Here is a 19,352-nt window from a genome sequence, read left to right on the forward strand (position 1 = left end):
TAAATGATTTAAACTTTCAGCAGTTAGGCTTATTGTAGAAGAAGGCTAAAAATAGATAATTTTACTTTTAATTAACTTGTGAAAAATATATAAGGAGAGATTAGGTGAGTAAGATTTTAAATAAAATAAAAACTGCTATCATATAGTTATGTTTATAGGAATAATACTTAGTATTTTATGTTTGAAAAATGGGGCTGTTGCACTAAATATAAAAATTGCGAACTAATTAAAATGAAGGGTTTTAACTTCACGTTGCTCGTTAAAACCCTTCACTATTATGATTGCTTCGCAATTTTTTAGTGAGACGGTCCCATTTTAAGTTAAAGGATTTAAATCCTTTAACTTGTTAATTATCACTATTGCTGCTTGTCGTTGCTTCATCAAGTGTGTGCCATGCAAGTACTGCACATTTTACACGGGCAGGCATGTTTGAAACATTTTTAAAGGCTAAAGCATCTTCAAGTACTTCAAGTTCTTTGTCATCTGTTATTTCTCTTTTGATCATTCCAATAAAAGTATGAGCAAGTTCTTTTGCTTCTTCAACAGTTTTACCCTTTATAAGGTCAATCATTATTGAAGTGGAAGCTTGAGAAATAGCACATCCAATGCCAGTAAATGAGGCATCTTCAATTATGTTATCTTTTATTTTCAACTGAAGGGTAATTTCATCTCCACAGCTTGGATTATGACCATTTTCAACTATATTTGCACCTTCAAGTTCATGTTTGTTATGCTTTGAAGCATTGTGTTCTGTTATTATTTCAGTATATATGGAATTAAGATCCATAGCCTAACCACTTCCTTGTATTTTTTAATCCGTAAGCTAAGGCATCAATGTCTTCTTTGGTATTGTAAAGATAAAAGCTTGCTCTGCAGGTTGCATTTACTCCCATGTATCTCATAAGAGGATTCGCACAGTGATGGCCTGTTCTAATACCTATTCCATATGAGTCTAGTATTGTAGCAACATCATGTGGATGAACATCATCTATATTAAATGATATTACTCCTGCTTTTTTAGTGATATCTTTTGTTCCGTAAATTGTAACATGAGGTATTTCACTTAAATTTTCAAGAGCATAGCTAGTTAACTCTTTTTCTATAGCTTCTATGGTATCAATACCAACTTTATTTATATATTCGATGGCTGCTGTGAGTCCAACTGCGCCACCAACATTTTGAGTACCAGCTTCGAATTTGTGAGGAACTTCAGCAAAGGTAGTTTCTTGTTCCCATACGTATTCTATCATGTCTCCTCCGCAAAGGAAAGGAGGCATTTTTTCAAGTAGAGCTTCTTTTCCATATACTACACCTATTCCCATGGGAGCGAGCATTTTATGACCTGAAAAAGCTGCAAAATCAGCATCCAAATCTTTAACGTTAACTTTCATATGAGGAATGCTTTGAGCCATGTCTACAATAGCAATAGCTCCGACGCTGTGGGCTTTTTCTATTACTTTTTTAACAGGGTTTATTGTACCAAGTACATTTGAAACCTGGGTTACAGAAACTATTTTTGTTTTTGATGTTATTACACTTTCAATTTCTTCTTTTGGAATTATACCTTCATCATTTATATATAAATATTTAAGCACTGCTCCTTTAGCCATAGCTACTTGCTGCCATGGAACTAAATTTGAGTGATGTTCTGCTATTGAAATTACAATTTCATCTCCAGGATTTAAAAAAGTGAGCCCATAAGAATAAGCTATAAGGTTAAGACCTTCGGTAACATTCTTTACGAATATTATTTCTTTGCTTTTATCTGCTCCTATAAAATCCTTCACAACTTCTCTGGCATTTTCATAGAGTTCTGTTGCTTTTACACTTAAAGCATAAGCACCTCTATGAGGATTAGCATTATTTTTTCTATAATATTCATCAACAGCATTTATTACTGAAATAGGCTTTTGAGTAGTTGCTGCATTATCTAGATATACAAACTTATGTCCATTGAATTCTTGATTCAATGCTGGAAAATCTTCTATATATTTATTCATCGGCAAGCTTCCTCCTAATACTGTTAGAGATATTAGCTTTTAATTCATCTGAAGGAATTTTATCTATTATAGGGTTAAAAGCAGCTTCTATAATAAGTTTTTTTGCTTCAGCTTCACTAAAACCTCTGCTCATTATATAAAACAATCTATTTTCATCTATTCTTCCAGCGCTTGCTGCATGCTGACCATCAACATCTTCTTCTGTACAAAGAAGTATTGGAACAGATTCATTTTTTACATGAGGACTTAAAAGAACAGTGTATTCTTCTTCTTGACCCTTTGATTTAACAGAGCCTTTTTTAAAGTCAAGAGTTCCCTTGAATACTTTTTTACTTTCATTAAGAAGAGCTCCTCTTGCTTCTATGTTACTTTTTGTTTCTTTTCCGTAATGATTTATAAGGTAGTTAATATCTATGATTCTCTCTTTGTCACCTAAGTATATTGAATGTATGTTTCCTTTGCTTTTATAACCATTTAGGTCTGCCTTGTAATTTGTAACACTAAATAAGCTGCCTAAGTCTACTTCTATATAGTTTACAACAGCATTATCTTCTATCTGCGCTACATTGGCATCAAGGTGTATACTGTTATCTGAAAATTCCTGTATTTTTATTAAGTTTACAGTGGAACCTTTCTTTGCGTAAATCTGAGTAAGCCCGTTGTGAAAAGCAGAAGATTGTGAACTGTAATTTATAACTACTGTTACTTCGCTATTTTCTTCACCAATTATTAAATTGTTATCTATTATTAAATCATTTTTTTCATCAGCATTGTAATTTATAAAAATAGGTTTTGATGCTTTTTTATCAATAGCCGAATTAATATAAACTCCTGTATTGTAATTATTTTTACACTGCTCAAGTGAAGCTTCATTTAGACCTTCATATTTTGAAGGAACAAATTCTGACGAAATGTTTTTATTCATTAGTTTTACTTTTACTTCACTGTTTTCAAGTTCATCTGTTATACTTAAATTATATTCTTTTGGTTCTGGTAAGGTTCTATCAATAGTTATATTGTTTACACCAAGCCATCTCCAAGTTCTCATTGGAATGTTATTTATTTTATTTAAAGTATTACTCATAACTGTATCACCACCTATCCTATGTTTCCATTAAGTTCAAGCTTTATAAGATTATTCATTTCAACAGCGTATTCAAGAGGAAGTTCTTTAGATATAGGCTCAACGAAACCTCTTACTATCATTGCTCTTGCTTCTTCTTCACTTATTCCTCTTGACATTAGGTAGAATATCGCGTCGTCGCTTATTCTTCCTATTTTTGCTTCATGACCTATATCAACTTCATCATTTAGTATATCAAGTGCCGGTATAGTATCTGAACGTGATATATCATCAAGCATCAAGGATTCACAGGAAACAGTTGATTTTGAATGATGAGCATTAGGTAAAACCTTAACTGAACCTCTGTAAATTGCAGTACCATCGCCTTTTGAAATTGATTTTGAATTTACAGTAGATGAAGTATAAGGAGCAGCGTGAACTACTTTTGTACCTGTATCTAAAAATTGTCCAGTACCCGCAAAGGTTACCCCTGTAAATTCAGATTTTGCACCTTCGCCTTTTAATATACTCATAGGATAAAGCATTGATTTTTTTGATCCAAAGGAACCAGATACCCATTCAATTGTTCCATTCTTTTCAACTAAAGCACGTTTTGTATTTAAGTTAAGCATGTTTCTGGACCAGTTTTCTATAGTTGAATATCTTAAAGTAGCATCTTCTTTTACATAAAGTTCAACGCAGCCTGCATGAAGGTTTGTTACGTTGTACTTTGGTGCAGAACAACCTTCTATGAAGTGAAGTTTTGCTCCTTTTTCAACTATTATAAGAGTATGCTCAAACTGACCTGCTCCAGGGGAATTAAGCCTGAAATAGGATTGAAGAGGTATATCTACATCAATACCTGCAGGTACATATACGAAAGAACCACCGGACCATACAGCACCATGAAGAGCTACGAACTTATGATCACTTGGTGGGACAAGTTTCATAAAATACTCTTTAACTATATCTTCATATTGCTTTATAGCTGAATCCATATCTGTATATATTACGCCTTGTTTAACTAGATCTTCCTTTATACTGTGATATACAACCTCTGAATCGTATTGTGCACCAACACCAGCAAGTGATTCTCTTTCAGCCTGTGGTATTCCAAGTTGTTCAAAGGTATTTTTTATGTCGTCGGGAACGTCTTTCCAGTTTCCTTTCATATCTGTATCTGGTCTTACGTAAGTTACTATATTATCCATATCAAGTTCATCTAAAGATGGTCCCCAAGTTGGCATTGATGTTTTGTTGTAAGTTTCTAGAGATTTAAGTCTAAAATCAAGCATCCACTGAGGTTCATTTTTTTCTTTAGATATTTTTTTTATTGTATCTTCTGTTAAACCTTTATTTACTTTATAACTATATCTATCTTCATTCTTTATATCATAGACGCCTCTTTCGAGATCTTCTATATAAGTTTTTTCATCACTCATAAGTAAGCCTCCTTATACCATTTCTCTAAATGAAGCAAAACCTTTAGTATTTATTTCATTCATCAAGGAAGCGTCTCCTGTTTTTACTATTTTTCCATCTAAAAGTACATGAACGAAATCAGGTTGTAGGTACTGAAGTATTTTGCTGTTGTGAGTTATAATAAGTATAGAATTATTTTCATTTTTAAATTCGCTTATTCCCTTTGAAACTATTTTAACTGCGTCTACATCTAGACCAGAATCAGTTTCATCAAGTATAGCAAGCTTTGGATTTAGCATTAGCATTTGGATTATTTCATTTTTCTTTTTCTCACCGCCTGAAAAACCAACATTTAGGTATCTTTCAGCGTAGCTTTCATTCATATCTAAAAGAGCCATTTTTTCTTTTAATTCTCTTCTAAAAGCTAAAAGCTTTATTGGCTTTCCAGTGCTTTCAGTTCTTGCACTTCTAAGCAGGCTTTCAACGGTTATTCCTGGAACTTCTTCAGGGTTTTGAAAGGAAAGAAATATTCCTTTTTTTGCTCTTTCATTGGTTTTAAGTTCAGTTATGTCATCGCCTTCAAAGCTAATAGAGCCATCTGTTACTTTATATTTAGGATGCCCCATTATTACATTCATAAGAGTGGATTTTCCAGCTCCGTTAGGTCCCATTATCACATGAATTTCTCCCTTATTTACTGTCAAGTTAAGACCCTTAAGTATTTCTTTTTTATCAGCTTCAGCGTGTATGCTATTTATTTCCAAAAGTTTTTCTAACATAAAATTCACTCCCGATTCTATAGAGGTAACAAAATTTGCCTGCTATAGTTCTAAATTTATACCCGACTATTTAACTCGGATTTTCTATATATATTTTATAGCTATAAGGGAATGTTGTCAATAATTATTATCATAGACAAAACATAATTGGTACATATAGCATTTAGTATGATATAATTTTATATAAATATTTTAATTAGGAAATTTATACAATTAGGAGGATAACTTTGAGTATATTAAAAAGAGAAAATAGATTTTATATGATTTCAATGCTGATAGCAGCAGCAGTATGCGTTTTATGGGTTGCACTTGTTAAGTCAATACCTTATTCGGATTTCAACTATTATTATGCTTTGGCAAAACAAATTGCAGGTGGTGGAAGTTTTGGAGATACATATACATCTGTAGGTTATTCTATAGTACTTGGACTTATATATAGCATTTTTGGAAAAACAATTTTTGTGGCAAAAAGTTTTTAATTTGATTCTTACTATCATAAGTTACTTTTTAATGTACAGTTTACTTAGGAAAATTAATATAAGTGAAACTAAAAAAAGAGTGATTTTTATACTTTTTATATTTTTCCCCACTAATATTTTTTACAATAGTCTTCTTGCAGTTGAGATACTTTTTACTATGCTGCTTCTTTTAATTACAAATATATACTTTTCTGATAATAAATTTAAGTATGTTTTTATAGGAGTTTTAGCAGGAGTAGAAACGATGATAAAGCCATTTTTTATTGCTTTTTTCTTTGCTATATTTTTAGTTGAAGTAATTAAGAATAAAAAATTGTTAAAGCCAATTACAAATTCATTAATAGTGCTTATATTATCTTGTGTTGTTATAGCTCCATTTGTTTATAGAAATACTAAGATGATGGGGCAATTTACTTCTGTAGCTAACAACGGTGGTATAGTTTTATACATAAACAACAATTCTCAAAATAAATGGGGAAGATGGATGCCGGCAGCAGATGTTAAAAATTCAATAGTTTTAACTACCAAGTACAAAAAGGCAAATATGACGGAGAAAAATAAAATGCTTTCAGCAGCAGCTAAAAAGTGGATAAAAAGTCATCCGAAACAATTTCTTATTTTAGGATGTAAAAGACTTCTTAATACTTATTTTGTAGGCGATGATATATTATTCACATACAATGGTACCAACTTAAGTAGTGAATTTAAGAATAAATTAATGGTTTATACCAATTTTGTGAGGAACATAATATTTTTACCTGGAATAATTGCAATTATTGCTTATAGTATAAAAGTAATAAAAATGCTCATTAAAAGAAAAGAAAATGAAATAGATAGATTTGATTTATACGCGCTTATTATTTTTTATATGTTTACAGGAGTGTATTTTATAACAGAAGGTCAAGGAAGATATGCATTTCCATTTGTATTTATAATGATATATTTCTTTTGCAGTTGGAGTAAGTTTTTAAAAAAGAAAGCCAAATATTAAAAGCAATAAAAATAAGCTACTGAAACTAAGTTACAATAGTTAAAGTAGCTTATTTTTTATATTTAAAGTTTTTTCTTTGCTTCCATATAAAGCACTTTAACAAATTTTTTCATGTTAATTCTGACCTTTGATTCAGAGGATTTTGTGTTGTTTTCAAGTTCAAGCATCTTTTTTCTGATTTCAGCAAAGTCAAAGAAGCTTGAGGAATATTCTTCGAATTTTTCATTAGAATAATCCATAAGACCAAGGGAAGCTAAATGAGTAAGGCACTGAGAAATAGCTCTTCTAACTCTTTGTTCTGAAGCTTTAACTTCCTTTGTTATATCAGAAGAAGATGCATTTTTGTCAAGTTTTTTTATAGCTACGTTTGTAAATATATCCTTTAAAGCAGGAAATTCATCTTTTGAACCTTCTGCATTTTCACAATTATATATATAGTTAAGCATGGATAATAAATCACTGCTTCCATTTTCTCCTATTATACCGAGTTCTGATAGGAGGAACTTACCAGAGGTTAGTATGGTTTTTTTATCCATGTTATCATTTTCACTAGAGGTTTTCTTATCATAATCAAGTATATTAAGTGTCTTTTTTATGTCGTATATTGATTTTTGAAGTTTTATGTTTTCAGTTACTTTTTCAATGATTTTTATAACCTCAAGTCTGTTAATTGGTTTAGTGATATAATATTCAACACCAAGAGAATAAGCTTCTGCAATAATGTCTTTATCTTCCACCTGAGAAAGCATAATTATTTTAGTATCTAGATTAGAACCTAAGCTGCGTATGGTTTCAATACCGTCACATATAGGCATAAGCAAATCAATTATAAGAATATCTATATTTTTGAGGGTAAGCAAAGTTTTATCTATATTTGAACCATTATCGGAAGTCCCAACAATGCTGCCAAGATCATAATCTTCAATAATTTCTGTAAGCATTGTGCAAATAGCTTCATCATCATCAGCAATAAAAAATCGCATAAGTTACTCCTCCTTTGTTAAGTTTATTAAAGGTAATTTTATTGTAAAAGAAGTTTCAGTTTCTGTAGACTTTAAATCAAGGGTGCCATTAAGATTGTTTATAATTTCTTTTACATAACATAAACCTATTCCTGTTGAAGGTTTACCTGTATTATCATATTTTGTTGTATAACCAGGTTTAAATATAAGTTCCTTTTTTTTATCTGGTATTCCAGGACCATTATCAGAAAGCCTAAATTCAATGAATTCAGTTTTCTTTTTTATGGAGATTTTAATAATTCCTTTTTTATTAATAGCTTCAACAGAATTAGAAACAAGATTGTTTAAAATAGATAAAAGTATAAATACATGGAATAAATCATTAAATTCTTCAATATTTAAAATGAAATTAATAGTTTTAGACAGCGAATCAGCGTATTTTGTATTTGTGTTAATTACTATATTTATAATTTCTTTTAAATTCATGTAATCGCTTGAATTTCCGTTTAAGATCATCTTTGAAAGACCAGCATATATTCTTTGATTATCCTTTTTTATCTCGTGAACTTCTCCAGCTATACCTAAAATTTGCTTAGACAAAGTATTTGAGTTTATAGTTTCAGTTGAATTCTTTAATTCTCTATATAGATTATAGCAGTTTCTAGTGATATGTTCTGCATTCAATAGAGATTTTTTTAGCTGGATGGATTCTTCATATAAGCTTGAAATTAAAATGGCCATATTTCTATTTTGCTCTTGTTGTCTTTCAACTTCAAGATCCTTTTCGTGAAGTTTAATTATATAAAAGAAGCCAAGCACAAAAAAGCTCCTAATGATTGCAATTATTATAACCTCACTAAAAACGTTCATATTTATATAATCGTTTAAGGATAGATGCCTAATAGAAATTTCAACGAGACTTGCAGAAATTTCTATTAGTGCAGATAAAAAACCAAGTAAAAGATAGTGATTCAAGTATTTTCTTCCTATTAGGTAAAAAAGTCCAGCATAGGTGAAATAGTAGAAAAATGCAGGAAAGTTTAGCATAAAGCTGTTGTAAACCTGAAAGTTTCCCGTCATTGATATATGCAAAATTATACGAAAAATTACAACACAAATACCTATTATAAAACCTGAAATTAAAGGATGTATTTTTCTAACCCACAGCAAAAAGAAGAAAAATATAGGTGTTCCAAAACTAACTCTGTAAGTATTGTGAAAAGGATATATTTTTAGTTCTCCTGCTAAGGGAATTACAATTATCATAACTAGTAGTATGTATAACTTCTTTTTCAATTCATCAACTCCTAAAATTCGTCAATATGAATAAAATGAAATTTTCAATGCAATTTTCTTAATTATTAAATTAAGGGTACGACTTTATATTCTAATAATTATCTGATAAAAATTCAATAGAATAATTGTAGTTTTTTGTTAGATTACGTAGTTGCATTATTATAATTCTCATATAGGTGATTAATTGCATTAAATTATTATAATTTAGTCAAGTAAAACTAAATGTGTTTTGAATTTAAATTTGCAATGATGAGATATATAAATTTCATAAATAAATTTAGGAGGAAATTAATAATATGAAAAAAATTAAATTTGGACTAGCATTTCAGATAGTACTAGGGCTTGTTTTGGGTATTATTGTAGGAGCAGTTTTCTATGGTAACGCTACAGCTCAAAGCTATTTAAAGCCGCTCGGAGATATATTTCTAAGGCTTATAAAAATGATAGTAGTTCCTATAGTTTTTTCTGCAATTGTTGTTGGAGTTTCTAGCCTTGGAGATATAAAGAAGGTTGGAAAAATTGGGGCAAAAACGCTTTTGTATTTTGAAATAGTAAGTACCTTTGCAATTGTTTTAGGACTTATAATAGCAAATGTGGTTAAGCCTGGAACTGGAATTGATATGCACCAATTAGCAAAGACAAGCATTGATACATATGTTAATACAGCGAAAACAAGTTCACATAAAGGAACTTTAGACATAATCGTGAATATTGTTCCTTCAAATATATTTGAAGCCTTAACTAATGGAGAGTTACTTCCAGTAATATTCTTTTCAGTTATGTTCGGACTTGGTACGGCAGCTATTGGGGAAAAGGGTAAGGTTATTATTGAAGTATTCTCAGGCATAGAGAATGTAATGTTTTGGGTGACAAATCAAATAATGAAGGTTGCACCAATTGGAGTTTTCGGGCTTATAGGCTTAACAATATCTAAGTTTGGAGTTAAATCGTTAGTTCCGCTTGGAAAATTAGTTTTAACAACTTATGGAGCCATGTTTATTTTTGTGTTTCTTGTATTTGGATTTATAGCTAAATTTATAGCTAAGACAAGCGTTATAAAAATAATAAGGATATTAAAAGATGAGATTATATTAGCTTATACTACTGCAAGCTCAGAAGCTGTGCTTCCAAAAGTTATGGAGAAAATGGAGAAGTTTGGAGCACCACAGGGAATAATTTCTTTTGTAGTGCCAACTGGATATTCCTTTAATTTGGATGGCTCAGCATTATATCAATCAATTGCAGCCATATTCATAGCTCAACTTTATGGAGTACATCTTTCATTAATTACTCAAATAAACCTTGTAATTGTGCTTATGGTAACTTCAAAAGGAATGGCAGCAGTTCCAGGAACATCTTTCGTAGTTCTTCTTGCAACCTTAGGTTCAGTTGGAATTCCAGTTGAGGGAGTTGCTTTTATAGCAGGAATAGACCGTATTCTTGATATGGCAAGAACAGTTGTAAATGTTATAGGAAATTCGCTTGCTGTAATTGTAATATCAAGATGGGAAGGACAATATAACAGTGAAAAAGGCCAAGAATATGTAGAATCAATACAATCAATAGCCTAGTTATATTTTTTAGATAGGAATTGTCTTGAAGATTTAAATTCGAGATGGTTCCTTTTTATTTTGTAAATTAAGACTTTGATTCAAGTAAATGTATCAACATTCTTTAAAAATAAAGCTTGTTTTTAACTTTACTGAAATAAAGTCTTGTATAAGAATTCAACGTGCCTTATAATTATTAGTTGGCATGAACTTATGTTAGGAGGAATATAATGTGGAAATATTTAGAAAGAAAACCGTAGAAAATTTTGATCAGGACTATGCTAAGAGTACTTTAAAAAGAAAACTTACAAGCTTTGATTTAGCAGCACTTGGTATAGGGTCAGTAGTTGGTACAGGCATTTTCGTGGCTACCGGACAAGGGGCAAAGCTTGCAGGACCAGCAGTTACAATATCATTTATAATAGCAGCTATAACGAGTGCTCTTTGTGCACTTACATACTCTGAACTTGCGTCGATGTTTCCTGTATCAGGAAGTACATATTCTTATTCATACGTTGCTTTTGGTGAAATAATTGCATGGATAATAGGATGGGATTTAATTCTTGAATATCTTGTTTCAGCTGCGGCAGTTGCCTCTGGTTGGTCAGGAGCTTTGATTGGAATATTAAATGATTATGGAATTAAGTTACCTAGTATGCTTACTAAAGCGCCTGTATCTGGTGGAATTGTAGATTTGCCAGCTGTGTTAATAACAGCTCTTGTAACATGGCTTTTATACATAGGAGTATCAGAAAGTGCAAAGATAAATGATATAATAGTTGGAATTAAAATTGTAGTAATAATTATTTTTGTAATTTTAGGTGTAACTCATATAAATGTAACAAATTATCACCCATTTATGCCTTTTGGCGTTAAGGGAATAATGTCGGGAGCATCAATTATATTTTTTGCTTTCATAGGTTTTGATGCTGTTTCCACGGCTTCTGAGGAAACTAAAAATCCAGAAAAGGATGTGCCTCGTGGACTTACTATATGTTTAATAGCAGTAGTAATTATGTACATAAGTGTTTCATTAGTTTTAACGGGCATAATTTCATATAAAGATATTAGCATAGATAATGCACTTCCAGGGGCTCTTTCACATATAGGAATAACTTGGGGGTCTGCTTTAGTTGGAGTTGGTGCAGTAATTGGTATGATTTCTACACTTCTTGTAACACTATATGGACAAATTAGAATATTTATGGTTATGTCCAGAGATGGACTTTTGCCTAATGTTTTTGCTAAGGTAAATAAAAAGCATAGAACTCCGGGATTATGTACTATTTTAACTGGTATTTTAACAGCTATAATTGCTGGAGTACTTCCTTTAAACATGATAATGGAATTATGTAATATAGGAACTTTATTTGCTTTTGCACTTGTTTCTCTTGGCGTTATAGTTTTGAGAAAGAAGATGCCGGAGGTTGAAAGAAAATTCAGGTGTCCAGGTGTTCCGTACACACCAATTATCACTATATTTTTTTGCGGGTATTTAATATATCATCTTCCTGTAGTTACATGGATTAGATTTGCTATCTGGCTTTTGATTGGCATTTTAATTTATGCATTTTACGGATACAAGAATAGTAAGATGAAAGCAAAGTAATTGATAATTTAATAATTCGTATGATATAATTTTATTAGAATATAAAAAAGAGTAAAGAGTAGAGAGTAAAGATTACATGTATTTTTAATATGCATGTAACAAGGGGGCTAAACATATGAGAAAACCATTAATAGGTATACTGGGAAGCATACAAATTGATCAAGGAGGAATGTTTCCTGGTTATGAAAGAGCTTATGTAAATAATGATTACATAGTATCTGTAGTAAAAGCAGGTGGAATTCCTGTTGTTATTCCTGTAATTGAAGATGAGGAATTAATTCGTGAACAAATAAAAAATGTAGATGGAGTAATAATTTCAGGCGGATATGATGTAAACCCTTTATGCTATGGGGATGAGCCGCATGAAAAACTTGGTTTTATATATACCAAAAGAGATAAATTTGATATATGCGCAGTTAAAGTAGCATATGAACTAGAAAAACCTATGCTTGGAATATGCAGAGGAAATCAAATATTAAATGTAGCTTTTGGAGGGACTCTTTATCAGGATATGTCGCTTATCGAAGGAGCTTATATAAAACATACACAAGAGTCGCAGCCAGGAAGCATAGGACATTCAGTTTGTATTGAAAAGGGAACTAAGTTATATGACATTTTTAAAGGAGATGTAGTTACAAATAGTTTTCATCATCAAGCTATTAAAAATGTCGCTGATGGTTTTATTGTAGGTGCTTCTTCAAAGGATGGAGTTGTTGAAGCAATAGAAAAAGATGGAGAAGCTTTTGTAATGGGGATACAATGGCATCCTGAAATGATGACAGCAGCTGGCGATGAAAATATGGTAAAGATATTTAGAAAATTAGTAGAAGAATCAGGAAAGTGATGATTGTCAAGCTTAGGATGTTTTTCTTCCGTCCACTACTGAAACTTGCCATTTGTCACTTTTTACTGGTTTAAAATTTGGGCTTGTTGCATTTTTATAAAATTTGTACTGAGGAGTACATATTTGTTCTTAAGGGATAAATATGTACTTTTTTTAAATAGTTTTTTAAAGCAAAAATGCTACAATAAAATATAAATTAAATTTGGAGGAGTAGTAATTATGGCTGTTCAAGTTTTAACTGATAGCACCAGCTGTATGGATGAAGGATTAAGAAAAGAATATGGAATAAGAATTCTGTCGCTGTGTGTTAGTTTTGAAGATGAAAGTTTTAAAGAAATAGAAATAAGTAATGAGGTTTTTTTATAAAAAAATGGAACAAAAAGGAATACCAAAGTCATCACAACCTTCTATTGATGATATGGTTAGAGAAATGAAAGAAGTTGTAAGTAATGGAGATAGTCTTCTGTGCATATTTATATCTTCTGAAATGAGTGGAACTTACTCAACTGCACATGTTGCCAAAAATATGATTCTAGAAGAGTATAAAGATGCTAAGATTGAGATAGTAGATTCGCGTGATAATTGTATGCAGCTTGGATTTGCTGCTATTCAAGCCGCAAAGGCTGCTAAGGAAGGCAAGAGCTTAAAAGAAGTTAAGCTTGCAGCGGAAGAAAATTTAAAAAAGAGTAGATTTTTATTTATACCTGAAAACTTAGTTTATTTAAGAAAAGGTGGAAGAATAGGAGGTGCAAGTGCCCTTATTGGAAATATACTTAAAATAATTCCAATACTTACGGTTGAAAATGGCGTGACTTCAGTGTATGCCAAGGTAAGAACTAAGAAAAAGGCTGTAGCAACAATGGTTGGAAAGATGATTAACGATATAAAAAACTTCGGTCTTGGAGAAGTTGTTGTACACCACATAAATTGTTATGATGAAGCAAAGGAACTTGCAAATGTTATAATGGAAAAGTTCAATATAAAGGTACTTATTTGTGATATAGGACCAGTTATAGGACTTCATGTAGGGCCAGGGGCAATTGGAATTGCTTATTATACGGAAAAAGCGTTAAGATAACAGAGCAGAGAGTATAGAGTAGAGTGAAGTATGATTTTTCTTCACTCCTTTTTACTGTTTTACTGCTTGCATTAATTAATACGAATTCAAAATCAATTATTTCACAGAATATTTTATACTATAACAAAAATAGAGAAAATAATATTGACAATAAACTAACTTTTAAATATAATTAGGTTACCTAATAAATTATTAGCCTATTAATTTATACGACTAACTATATTTTGACAAGGAGGAAAAAATGGATAATGGTAAGGAAGAAATTGTAGATAGACTTATTTTTGCATTTTCGCGAATTAGAAAAGTTAAGTTTCATCCGAAAGAAATAGATGGTGTCACCCATGGAGAGATAATGGTTCTCTTTTGTATGAAAAAAGGTTTTAAGGATGAAAAAAATGGAATAAAAGTATCTCAGTTAAGCAAAAAATTAAAGGTTGCAGCACCTACAGTAACTCAGCAAATAAATAGTCTTGAAAATTGTGGACTCGTTAAAAGAACAATGGATTTAAAGGATAGAAGAGTTGTTAGAATACAAATTACAGAAAAGGGAGATAGATTAATAGAGAAAGCCCAAAAAGGATTTCACAATTTTGTATATGGACTTGTTGATTATTTAGGAGAAGATGAGAGCAATGAGTTTATAAACTTGTTAACAAAATTATTTGATTATATGAATAAAAAAACATTTGAAGGAGATGAACAAAGTTGATAAAACTGTTGAAAAACTTAAAGCCATTTGCATTGTCAGTGCTAGTAATACTAATTTTAGCATTTTTTCAATCAATGGCTGATTTATACCTACCTACTTTAATGTCAGACATTATAAATAGCGGTATATTAAAAGTTAACTCTAAGGGTGTAAATACTCCTGATATTCCATATATATGGAGTACAGGTGGGAAAATGCTTTTGGTATCAGGAGCAAGTATAATTTGTGCTATTGCAGGAAGTTTATTTGCATCTAAGACTACTCTTGGACTCACAAGAAATTTAAGAAAAAAATTATTTACGAGGGTAGAAAGTTATTCCTTAAATGAGTTTGATAAAATAGGAAGTGCTTCACTTATAACAAGAACAACTAATGATATAACTCAAGTTCAAAATGTTGTTATAATGATGCTTAGAATGCTTATTACTGCTCCAATGATGTGCATAGGTGGTGTAATACTTGCACTAAGGAAAGATAGAGCCTTAGTATCATTTTCCTTGTTGCAGTGCCAGTTTTGCTGTTAGTTATAGTGCTAATAGGAGGAAGAGTTGTTCCACTATTTAAACTTATGCAGAAGAAAGTTGATAAGATAAACCTTGTACTTCGTGAAGGACTAACAGGTATAAGAGTTATTCGTGCCTTTGATAGGCAGGAAGTTGAAAAAAAGCGTTTTGATGAGGCAAACTCTGACTACACGAATACAGCGATTAAAGCTAATAAGATTATGGCTGGAATAATGCCGCTAATGATGCTTGTTATGAACTTAACTGTAATTTCCATTATATGGTTTGGAGCGAAAAGAATAGATTTAGGAGAAATGAAGGTTGGAGACATGATGGCATTCACCCAATATGCGATGCAAATCATGATGTCCGTTCTTATGGTTGCAGTTATGTTCGTTTTGATACCACGTGCGCAAGCTTCAGCAGTAAGAATTAATGAAGTTCTTGATATGGAACCAGAAATTAATGACCCTAAAAACCCTATAAAACCTTATGAGAATGAAAAAGGATATGTTGAATTTAGAGATGTAAGCTTTAGTTATCCTGGAGCAGAAGAACCAGCTATATCAAATATTTCTTTTAAAGCAAAACCAGGTGAAACAACAGCTATAATAGGAGGAACAGGTTCTGGTAAATCTACTCTTATTAGCCTCATTCCAAGATTTTATGATATAGATAGAGGAAGTATACTTATTGATGATGTGGAAATTAAGGACATGAGTCAAGACGATTTGAGAGCTAAGATTGGATTTGTACCACAAAAGGCAATACTTTTTAGTGGAACAATTGAGTCAAATATAAAGTTTGGAAATGATAATGCCAGCTTGGAAGATATTAAACATGCCGCTGAAGTTGCTCAAGCAAGTGAATTTATATCTGGAATGAAAGATGGATTTAATTCAGAGATATCAGAAGGCGGAAACAATGTATCTGGAGGTCAAAAACAGCGTCTTTCTATTGCAAGAGCCTTAGTTAGAAAACCTGAAATATATATATTTGATGATAGTTTTTCTGCTCTTGATTTTAAAACAGATGCTAAGCTCAGAGCTGCACTTAATAAAGAAACTTCAAATTCAACAGTTATAATAGTAGCTCAAAGAGTAAGTACAGTAATGAATGCAGACAGAATAGTAGTAATTGATGAAGGTAAAGTAGTTGGAATAGGAACTCATAAAGAATTACTTAATAGCTGTGAGATATATCATGAAATAGTATCCTCTCAGCTTAGTGAGGAGGAATTAGCATGAGTGAAGCATCAAATAAAAAAGCAGCCCCTATGAGCCACCATAGAGGACCTGGCGGTGGTCCACCAATGGGAAGACCAGCTGAAAAGGCTAAAGATTTTAAAGGTACTTTAAGAAAACTTATGAAGTATCTAGCACCTTACAAGGTAAGATTTGTAATAGTTATAGCAACTGCAATTTTGAGTGTTATGTTTAGTGTTGTTAGTCCTAAAATTATGGGTAAAGCAACTACAAAACTCGCAGATGGTCTTATTGGTAAGATGGCAACTCAAAAATTAGATACACAAAAAGATAAAATTGCCAAGCAGGCAAAAGAAATAGAAGCTCAAAAGAATAAGCTTAATTCTGCTATTAAGATGAATCCTGCAATGGCAAAAAGCCCTCAAGTAGTACAAGGAAAGATGAAGTTACTTGCGGGAGAAAAGGCAATCAATAATGCAGAAGCAAAAATAAATCAAGCTATAACTAAAATAGTAAATAAGTATGGAAGAAAGATAGACTTTGTATATATAGGAAGAATAATTCTCATTTTAATTGCGTTGTATGCAATAAGTTCTGCATTTAATTTTATACAGTCGTTTGTAATGGCATCTGTGGCTCAAAGGACTGTTTATACAATGAGAAGAGATGTTGACGATAAGCTTAATAGATTACCATTAAAGTATTTCGATTCAAAAACCAATGGTGAGATACTCAGCCGTGTAACTAATGACCTTGATACTGTCGCAACTACGCTTCAGCAAAGTTTAACACAGCTCATATCTTCTATTGTTCAAATTATTGGAGCTATAGTCATGATGCTTACAATAAGCGGATGGTTAACACTTATATGTGTAGTAACATTACCAGTTTCTGTTTTAATAACTATGTTTATTGCTAAAAAGTCTCAAAAATTCTTTGCAGCTCAGCAGAAGGAACTTGGAATGATTAATGGACACGTAGAAGAAATGTTTACTGGGCACAAAATAGTTAAAGCCTTTGGTAAGGAAAAAGATTCTATAGAGGAGTTTAATAAAATTAACGATAGATTGTATGCTTCAGGATGGAAAGCGCAGTTTATGTCTGGTATAATTTTTCCTCTTATGAACTTTGTAAATAACTTAGGATATGTTGCTGTATGTGTAGCTGGAGGAATACTTGTTTCCCATGGATCTATTGCAATAGGTGATGTTCAAGCATTTTTCCAATATAACAGACTTTTTACAATGCCTATAGTCCAAACAGCTAATATAGCTAATATAATTCAGTCAACAATGGCAGCAGCAGAGCGTGTTTTTGAACTTCTAGAAGAAAAGGAAGAAGAACCTGATAAAGAAGATTCAGAAGTTCTTGAAGCAGCTAAAGGAGAAGTTAAATTTGAAAATGTTCATTTTGGATACAAAGAAAACGAGCTTCTTATGAAAAATCTTAATATAAATGTAAAACCAGGTCAGACCATAGCTATTGTAGGACCAACAGGTGCTGGAAAGACTACAATTGTAAACTTATTAATGCGTTTTTATGAGATTAATTCTGGAAAAATTACTGTAGATGGAATTGATACAAGAGAATTTAAAAGAAATGATCTTAGAAAAATGTTTGGTATGGTACTCCAAGATACATGGTTATTCAATGGTACAATAAGAGATAATATTGCATATGGAAGAGATGGTGCTACAGAAGAGGAAATTATAGCAGCTTCAAAAGCAGCTCATGCTGATCACTTTATAAGAACTCTTCCTGAAGGATATAATACAGTGCTCAATGAAGAAGCTTCAAATATTTCACAAGGACAAAAGCAGCTTTTAACAATAGCACGTGCAATACTTGCAGATCCTCAAATATTAATACTTGACGAGGCTACAAGTAGCGTAGATACAAGAACTGAACTTGCTATACAGAAAGCTATGAATAACTTAATGAAAGGCAGAACAAGCTTTGTAATAGCCCATAGATTATCTACAATAAGAGATGCAGATTTAATACTTGTTATGAATCATGGAACTATCATAGAGCAAGGAAACCATCATGAACTTATGGAGCAGAAAGGCTTTTATGAAGATCTTTACAATAGTCAATTTACTGGTTCAACTGTAGAAGAGACAGCATAATAGAGGAATATTGTATGGATTTTAAATAAAATAAAGGCACATATAAATTGGAGTAATTTAAATTTATGTGTGTCTTTATTTTTTTATTGAAAATATTTTGATTAAAAGTGAGTATAGATTTTCGCTCTCAATATTAATAAAACATATTTTTGTTAAATCTATTTTATTTTCTCAAGTACCTTTTTAATTTCAGCAATGTATATAGTGTGATAATCTTTGTCTTTATAAATTTTAGCATCATTTTCTTTAGCATCAAAATCTTCTGGCGACATAGTGTGATGATATAATTTTTTGCATACCATTATCATGCTTGCTTCTTCAAAGGCTGCTGTATCATCAACGAAATAAGGAGTAAGTCCAGCTTCTTTTACCTTGTCAGTATCTCTACCAGAAACGCTTCCACATAAGCCAAGAGCTTTTTTATATTTTTCGTCAAAAAATGCAATTGTAAAAGTATCATTTGTATCAACAAATTTCTTTGTATATCTTTGAGGGCGGATATATACTGTGACAGTATTTACTCCCCAAAAAACTCCGAGACCACCCCAGCTAGCAGTCATTGTATTAAATTTTTCTTTAGTACCTGCTGTTATAAGCATCCATTCATTTCCTATTTTTGTAAAAGGATTAAATTGTAATTCTTTAATTTCCACTTCTTTAAACATGTAAATAGCCTCCTATAAGTTTTATTATAGGTTATAGTACAACAAAGTTATTAAATTTTCAAGCAATA

General features: G+C 31.4%; 13 protein-coding genes and 3 pseudogenes. 8 read left to right on the forward strand and 8 right to left on the reverse strand.

Annotation, left to right across the window (positions count from 1 at the left end; all coding sequences use genetic code 11):
- Positions 1 to 346: 346 nt before the first annotated feature.
- From sufU to sufC, 5 genes are read right to left on the reverse strand one after another with little or no spacing between them, the layout of a single operon-like run.
- On the reverse strand, positions 347 to 787 hold the full coding sequence (gene sufU / locus AGR56_RS01840) for a Fe-S cluster assembly sulfur transfer protein SufU (RefSeq protein ID WP_053240912.1): 441 nt from the start codon (positions 785 to 787) through the stop codon (positions 347 to 349).
- The gene (locus AGR56_RS01845; protein WP_053240913.1) at positions 777 to 2,000 is read right to left on the reverse strand and encodes a cysteine desulfurase; all 1,224 of its coding nucleotides are present in this window, start codon (positions 1,998 to 2,000) and stop codon (positions 777 to 779) included. The genes sufU and AGR56_RS01845 overlap by 11 nt, the downstream gene beginning before the upstream one ends.
- On the reverse strand, positions 1,993 to 3,084 hold the full coding sequence (gene sufD, locus AGR56_RS01850) for a Fe-S cluster assembly protein SufD (protein WP_053240914.1): 1,092 nt from the start codon (positions 3,082 to 3,084) through the stop codon (positions 1,993 to 1,995). Before sufD ends, AGR56_RS01845 begins: the two co-directional genes overlap by 8 nt.
- Before the next feature lie 14 nt (positions 3,085 to 3,098).
- Entirely contained in the window at positions 3,099 to 4,505 is a 1,407-nt protein-coding gene (gene sufB, locus AGR56_RS01855; RefSeq protein WP_053240915.1) for a Fe-S cluster assembly protein SufB, read from the reverse strand.
- A 12-nt stretch (positions 4,506 to 4,517) separates the two neighbouring features.
- A complete protein-coding gene (sufC, locus tag AGR56_RS01860) occupies positions 4,518 to 5,264 on the reverse strand; it encodes a Fe-S cluster assembly ATPase SufC (RefSeq protein ID WP_053240916.1) in 747 nt (248 codons plus the stop codon).
- 260 nt (positions 5,265 to 5,524) lie between these two features.
- On the opposite strand from sufC, the pseudogene AGR56_RS01865 reads away from it, so the two are divergent.
- Positions 5,525 to 6,734, forward strand: a pseudogene (locus tag AGR56_RS01865) (glycosyltransferase family 39 protein).
- A 62-nt stretch (positions 6,735 to 6,796) separates the two neighbouring features.
- Here AGR56_RS01865 and AGR56_RS01870 read toward each other — a convergent pair.
- Both AGR56_RS01870 and AGR56_RS01875 read right to left on the reverse strand, forming a co-directional pair.
- Positions 6,797 to 7,717, reverse strand: coding sequence for a response regulator (locus tag AGR56_RS01870; RefSeq protein WP_053240917.1), 921 nt, complete (start codon positions 7,715 to 7,717; stop codon positions 6,797 to 6,799).
- Between the two features lie 3 nt (positions 7,718 to 7,720).
- Positions 7,721 to 8,992, reverse strand: coding sequence for a sensor histidine kinase (locus AGR56_RS01875; protein WP_053240918.1), 1,272 nt, complete (start codon positions 8,990 to 8,992; stop codon positions 7,721 to 7,723).
- Between the two features lie 296 nt (positions 8,993 to 9,288).
- Here AGR56_RS01875 and AGR56_RS01880 point away from each other — a divergent pair, with 296 nt between their 5' ends.
- The 7 genes and pseudogenes from AGR56_RS01880 (at position 9,289) to AGR56_RS01910 (ending at position 18,619) form a co-directional block, all read left to right on the forward strand.
- Entirely contained in the window at positions 9,289 to 10,563 is a 1,275-nt protein-coding gene (locus AGR56_RS01880; protein ID WP_053240919.1) for a cation:dicarboxylase symporter family transporter, read from the forward strand.
- Positions 10,564 to 10,774: 211 nt separating this feature from the next.
- Complete coding sequence (locus AGR56_RS01885) at positions 10,775 to 12,151, forward strand: amino acid permease (RefSeq protein WP_053240920.1); 1,377 nt, start codon at positions 10,775 to 10,777, stop codon at positions 12,149 to 12,151.
- Positions 12,152 to 12,266: 115 nt separating this feature from the next.
- Entirely contained in the window at positions 12,267 to 12,995 is a 729-nt protein-coding gene (locus tag AGR56_RS01890) for a gamma-glutamyl-gamma-aminobutyrate hydrolase family protein (protein WP_053240921.1), read from the forward strand.
- 219 nt (positions 12,996 to 13,214) lie between these two features.
- Positions 13,215 to 14,073 (forward strand): annotated as a pseudogene (locus tag AGR56_RS01895) (DegV family protein).
- Between the two features lie 241 nt (positions 14,074 to 14,314).
- On the forward strand, positions 14,315 to 14,782 hold the full coding sequence (locus tag AGR56_RS01900; RefSeq protein WP_053240922.1) for a MarR family transcriptional regulator: 468 nt from the start codon (positions 14,315 to 14,317) through the stop codon (positions 14,780 to 14,782).
- Positions 14,779 to 16,532 (forward strand): annotated as a pseudogene (locus AGR56_RS01905) (ABC transporter ATP-binding protein). Before AGR56_RS01900 ends, AGR56_RS01905 begins: the two are co-directional and overlap by 4 nt.
- Positions 16,529 to 18,619, forward strand: coding sequence for an ABC transporter ATP-binding protein (locus tag AGR56_RS01910; RefSeq protein WP_053240923.1), 2,091 nt, complete (start codon positions 16,529 to 16,531; stop codon positions 18,617 to 18,619). Before AGR56_RS01905 ends, AGR56_RS01910 begins: the two are co-directional and overlap by 4 nt.
- Positions 18,620 to 18,777: 158 nt before the next feature.
- Here the strand turns inward: AGR56_RS01910 and AGR56_RS01915 are convergent, their stop codons facing one another.
- Positions 18,778 to 19,284 (reverse strand): flavin reductase, encoded by a 507-nt coding sequence (locus tag AGR56_RS01915; protein ID WP_053240924.1) that lies wholly within the window; start codon positions 19,282 to 19,284, stop codon positions 18,778 to 18,780.
- Positions 19,285 to 19,352: the final 68 nt, after the last annotated feature.

The organism is Clostridium sp. DMHC 10 (assembly GCF_001270375.1).
In the GTDB taxonomy this organism is placed as follows: Bacteria; Bacillota; Clostridia; order Clostridiales; family Clostridiaceae; genus Clostridium_S; species Clostridium_S guangxiense.